Genomic DNA, 4,857 nt, shown 5'->3' on the forward strand with positions numbered 1-4,857 from the left:
GCAATACCTTGCCGGCCTCGATTTTCGAGAGATCGAGAATGTCGTTGATGATTTGCAGCAGATGCTCGGCCGCGGCCGAGATCTTGAGCAGTTTTTCGTGCTGCTCGGGTTGCAGGGGGCTTTGTCTGAGCAGGTAATTGAGGCCGATGATGGCGTTCATCGGGGTGCGGATTTCGTGGCTCATGTTGGCCAGGAATTCGGATTTGGCACGATTCGCCGCATCGGCCTTTGCCTTGGCCGCGGCCAGTTCGCTGGTGCGTTGCTCGACGAGGTTTTCGAGGTGCAGGCGGTGGGCGCGCAGCTCCGCCTCGTTTTGCCGCCTTTCGGTGATGTCTTCCTTGGCCGCGACGTAGTGGGTGACCGTGCCGTTGTGGTCGCGCACGGGCGAAATGGTGGCCTGTTCGATATAGTGCGAACCGTCCTTGCGTCGATTGATGAACTCGCCACGCCAGACTTCGCCGGCGAGCAAGGTCGGCCACATGTCGCGATAGGTTTCCGCTGGCGTTTCGCCGGAATGGAGGATTCTCGGATTCTGGCCGATGACCTCCGCCGCCGTGTAGCCGCTGGCCTGCGAAAAGGCCTCGTTGACAAAAATGATCCGGGCGTCGAGGTCGGTGATGACGATGCTGGCCGGGCTTTGTTCGACCGCCGCAGAGAGGCGGCGCAGGCCTTCTTCGGCGGTGGCGAGTTGCTCGTTCAGTTCGCTCAGTTGGCGCATCTGGGCCTTGAGCTTGCGCTCGGCCTGTTTGCGCGCCGTGATGTCCATCGTGATGCCGCCCAGTTGCCGGTTGCCGCCGCCGTCATCGACGATGAACTTGGTCGATTCGTAGTCCCGGCCATGGAAATTTTCCTCGACGACGACGGTGCTATCGCCGGCGAGCACTTTCCGGTCATCGTCGGCTATTTTTTCGCCGAATTCGCCGGGGAAAAGTTCCCGGCTGGTCTTGCCGATCATGTCGGCCGGGTCGATGCCGAGCTGGGTCTGGAATCCGCGGTTGGCCATCAGCGTTCGTGAGTCGGCGTCCTTGAGATAGGCCGTTCCGGGGATGTGGTCGATGAAGCGCTGAAAGGTCAGCAAGGCGTGCTGGCTTTCTTCATCCTTTTGCTGAATCTGGCGGTCGAATGCTTTTTGTCGACGCTGGTATTGGTAGAGGAGTAGCGTCGAGCCGATGGCCACCAGCAGAAAGAGCAGAGCCCGGGTGGCAGCCTGCATTCGCCATGGCGCGAGAATTTCATTGAGATCGCGCGAGGCGCCGACGACCAGCGGGGAGGTCAGGCGCAGGCCAGCCGGGTGCAGTGTGCGCATCGACATCAGGCGCTCGCTGCCGAGCGCGTAGGACATGCCGGCTATCAGGCTGGCCGGCTGGCCGCTGGCCATGTGGCGCTGGAAAAAAGAGCCCGGAATGTTTACGGACAGCCCGGTGGCTGGCTTTTTTTGCTCGGGAACGAGAACCAGCAGCTTGCCGCTGCCGTGCACTACGGAAAGGATGGTTTCGCGGCCGGCATGGATGGAATGAAGCAAGGTGCCCATGCTCTCGTTGTCCATGCTGGCCGTGACGATGCCGGCGAACTCGCCATTGGGCCCCTTGACCATGCGGGCGAGGAGCATCGTGTAGGCGCCCAGTGTCGTCATGAATGGTTCGCTGAGGTAGAGCTTGTCGGGGTCCGGGCTTTTGAGCACCGTCTGGAAATATTCGCGCTGGGCAAAGTTCTGGCCGACGAGCTGGCTCCGGTTGCTGACCTGCACGGTGCCCCCGGCGTCAAAGTAGGCCAGGGTGTGCACGCCTTCGAGGGCCTCGGCCAGGGTGTTCAGCTCGTGGGTGATGATGGCCGCGCCGTCCGGACGGCTGAGTTGTCGGGGAATGGTGTCGCGCAGCTTGGCGAGCACACCGTTCATGGCCTGCAGCCGGCGTTCCAGTTCCTCGATAACGATCAGACTATGGTTTTCGAGCCGGCTCCGGGCTTCGGCCTCGATGCGGCGATGGGCCTGAATCTGGTCGAAGAGGATTTGCGCCCCGAGCAAAACCAGGGCAATGGTCAGCGACAGCCATTGCAGGCGGTAGGCCCGCCGTCGCATCCGGCTGGTTGCGCTGTCGACGCTCATGGCCAACGGCTCAGTTTTCGTCCGCCTCGTAGGCCGATAGCGTTACCCCGGCATGGCTGAGCATCTCGCGGATGGCCTTGATGTCCATCCGGCTGCAGGTGTTGCTGTTGTGCGGGTGGTGCAGGTAGGCTTCGGCCTTATTGAGGGTGATCTTGAAGCGGGCGCCGTTGGCCGGTTCGACTTCGGCGCCGAGGTGGTGGAGCAGCGATTCAATCTCTCGCCAATGGATGTTGGCCGAGGGCGGGTCCTGGAAGATGCTGCGCATCAGGTGGGCATGCTTGTGACTCATGATGAAGCTCCAAGCGTTAGGAACGACACCATTCTAAGCCTGCGTGATCTTGCCGTCAGGCGAAAATGATCTTGAGCAGGGCCAGTGAAAGCAGGGTGTAGCCGGCCGCGACGAGATCGTCGGCCATGACGCCGAAGCCGTTTTTGACGTGCTCGTCGAAATAGCGGGCCGGTTGCGGCTTGGTGATGTCGAAAAAGCGGAAGAGCGCGAAGGCGGCCAGCTGCCAGAGGAAAGTGGCCGGCGTCATCATGAGGATGAGCCAGAAGGGCACGATCTCGTCCCAGACGATGCTGCCGTGGTCGGGGTCGCCGAGGCCGCGGCCGGTGATGTCGATGAACCAGATGCCGCCGAGGTAGGCCACGGTCAACAGGAAAAACAGGCCAAAATCGGAAAAGTGGTGGTGGAAGAGGGCGAACATCGCCCACGCGAACAGCGTGCCGAAAGTGCCCGGCGCCTTCGGGGCCAGGCCGCTGCCGCAACCCAGCGCGAAAAAGTGCGCCGGGTGGGCGATCAGGAAATTGAAGTCAGGTCGCTGGGCCAAAGTGGTCGTATCCCTTGCTGGCGAATTCGACGGGCTGGCCGTCGGGGTCGAGGACGGTGACCGTGCCGGTCGGCCCGGCCACCATTTCGCCGATGTTCCAGAGCGGCAGTTCGAGCGTCGCGGCAATCTGCGCGATGGCCAGGCTGTGCGTGCCCGGCGCGGTGAAGCACAGCTCGTAGTCGTCGCCGCCGGTCAGCTGACATTCGAGGGCGATGCGCCGGAGGTCGGCATCGTAGCTTTCGCCTTTGGGTAAATGCGGCAACTGGACGAGTTTGACGGCGGCAGCGCAGCCTGAGCGTTCGGCGATGTGCCCGAGATCGCCGAGCAGGCCGTCGGAAACATCGATAGCGGCGCTGGCGATGCCGTTCAGGGCACGGCCGAGGGCGACGCGCGGGCGAGGCTTTTCGAGGGCGCCGAGGCATAGCCGTGGCCACGGCTCGGGCAACTTGATCTTGTCCTGAAGGTGGGCGAGGCCAAGGCTGGCCAGGCCGGGGCGACCGGAAACCCAGATCTGGTCGCCGGGCTGGGCGCCGTCACGGCGGAGCGCCTGGCCCGGTTCGACTTCGCCGATGGCCGTGACGCAGACGTTGAGCGGGCCCTTGGTGGTGTCGCCGCCGATGACATCGACGCCGTATTCGGCGGCGCAGGCGAAGAAGCCATCGGCGAAGGCGGCGATCCATGGCTCGTCAACGGCCGGCAAGGCGCCGGCCAGCGTCACCCAGCGCGGTTGGGCGCCCATCGCGGCGAGGTCGGAGAGATTGACGGCCAGCGCTTTCCAGCCGAGGTTCCTGGGGTTGGTGTCGGGCAGGAAATGCGTGCCGGCGACCAGCATGTCGGTGGTGATGGCGAGTTGCTTGCCGGGCGTCGGGGCGACCAGGGCGCAGTCGTCGCCGGGGCCGAGGACGGCCGACGGAGTGGGCCGGGCGAAATAGGTGTTGATCAGGTCAAACTCGCCCGGCATTGAACTATTTGCCGCCCTGCTTGCGTGCGGCAACCTCGTCGGCGCGAACGACGGCGGCGATCTTGTCGAGCACGCCGTTGACGTACTTGTGGCCGTCGGTGCCGCCGAAGGCCTTGGTCAGCTCGATGGCTTCGTTGATGACGACGCGATAGGGTGTTTCGGGATGGTTGATCATCTCGAAACTGCCCATCATCAGGATGCAGGCTTCGACCGGCGACAGTTCGGTGAACGGGCGGTCGATATGCTTTGAAATATGTTCGATCAGCGTTGCGTTCTGGCCGATGACGCCGCGCAGGGTGCCGACGAAGAATTCACGATCAGCTTTGGCGAAGCCTTCCATTTCCGGAGCATAGGCTTCGATGGCGGCTTCGTCGGCGCCGCCGACGCGCCACTGGTAGAGGCCTTGCAGCACGAATTCGCGGGAGCGCCGGCGGGCCGATTTGGGCGGCGCCGCGACGTCGTGGGGGTGTTCGCTGTCGCTAAGGAAGGTGGTCATTGGAGCAGGGCTTTCTGAAGGTTGGCCATTTCGACGGCAGCCTGGGCGCAGTCGCTGCCCTTGGGCTGGGTGCGGATTTCAGCCTGTTCGTCGGTGTCGCAGGTCAGGATGCCGTTGGCGATGGGCACGCCGGTATCGAGCTGGACTTCCATGATGGCGCGGCAGGAATCGTTGGAGACGACTTCGAAGTGATAGGTGTCGCCACGGATGACGGCGCCCAGCGCAACCAGCGCGTCGAAACTGCCGCTTTGCGCCATGGACTGCAGGACGAGCGGGATTTCCAGGGCGCCGGGGACGTTGGCGATGGTCATGTCGGCATCGGCAACGCCGAGACGCTTGAGTTCGGTGACGCACGACGAGAGCAGGGCTTCGCAGACGGGCAGGTTGAAGCGGCTCATGACGATGCCGATCTTCAGGCCGGCGCCGTCGAGCTTGTTTTCGTATTCAAAGATGTTGTCGAAACGGG

At 63.4% G+C, this 4,857-nt stretch carries 6 protein-coding genes; all 6 read right to left on the bottom strand.

All coding sequences use genetic code 11. The annotated features are described in order from the left end of the window. Nucleotides 1–2,104 (bottom strand): PAS domain S-box protein (locus ADADOO_RS07645; protein ID WP_511276403.1); only part of this gene is annotated, 2,104 nt, incomplete at its 3' end. Between the two features lie 10 nt (nt 2,105–2,114). Then, nucleotides 2,115–2,393, bottom strand: coding sequence for a type II toxin-antitoxin system HicA family toxin (locus ADADOO_RS07650; RefSeq protein ID WP_511276405.1), 279 nt, complete (start codon nt 2,391–2,393; stop codon nt 2,115–2,117). Between the two features lie 55 nt (nt 2,394–2,448). Next, nucleotides 2,449–2,934 carry a phosphatidylglycerophosphatase A family protein gene (locus tag ADADOO_RS07655; protein ID WP_511276406.1) on the bottom strand — a complete coding sequence of 162 codons (486 nt, stop codon included), beginning with the start codon at nt 2,932–2,934 and terminating at the stop codon, nt 2,449–2,451. Next, nucleotides 2,918–3,895: a thiamine-phosphate kinase gene (gene thiL / locus ADADOO_RS07660; protein ID WP_511276408.1), complete on the bottom strand. Its 978-nt coding sequence runs from the start codon at nt 3,893–3,895 to the stop codon at nt 2,918–2,920. The genes ADADOO_RS07655 and thiL overlap by 17 nt, the downstream gene beginning before the upstream one ends. A 4-nt stretch (nt 3,896–3,899) precedes the next feature. After that, nucleotides 3,900–4,391 (bottom strand): transcription antitermination factor NusB, encoded by a 492-nt coding sequence (gene nusB / locus ADADOO_RS07665; RefSeq protein ID WP_511276410.1) that lies wholly within the window; start codon nt 4,389–4,391, stop codon nt 3,900–3,902. Further along, on the bottom strand, nt 4,388–4,857 hold a 470-nt coding region (gene ribH / locus ADADOO_RS07670; protein ID WP_511276412.1), incomplete at its 5' end, for a 6,7-dimethyl-8-ribityllumazine synthase. The genes nusB and ribH, both read right to left, overlap by 4 nt.

Origin of the sequence: Azonexus sp. (assembly GCF_036170495.1) — a bacterium.
Lineage (GTDB): Bacteria > Pseudomonadota > Gammaproteobacteria > Burkholderiales > Rhodocyclaceae > Azonexus.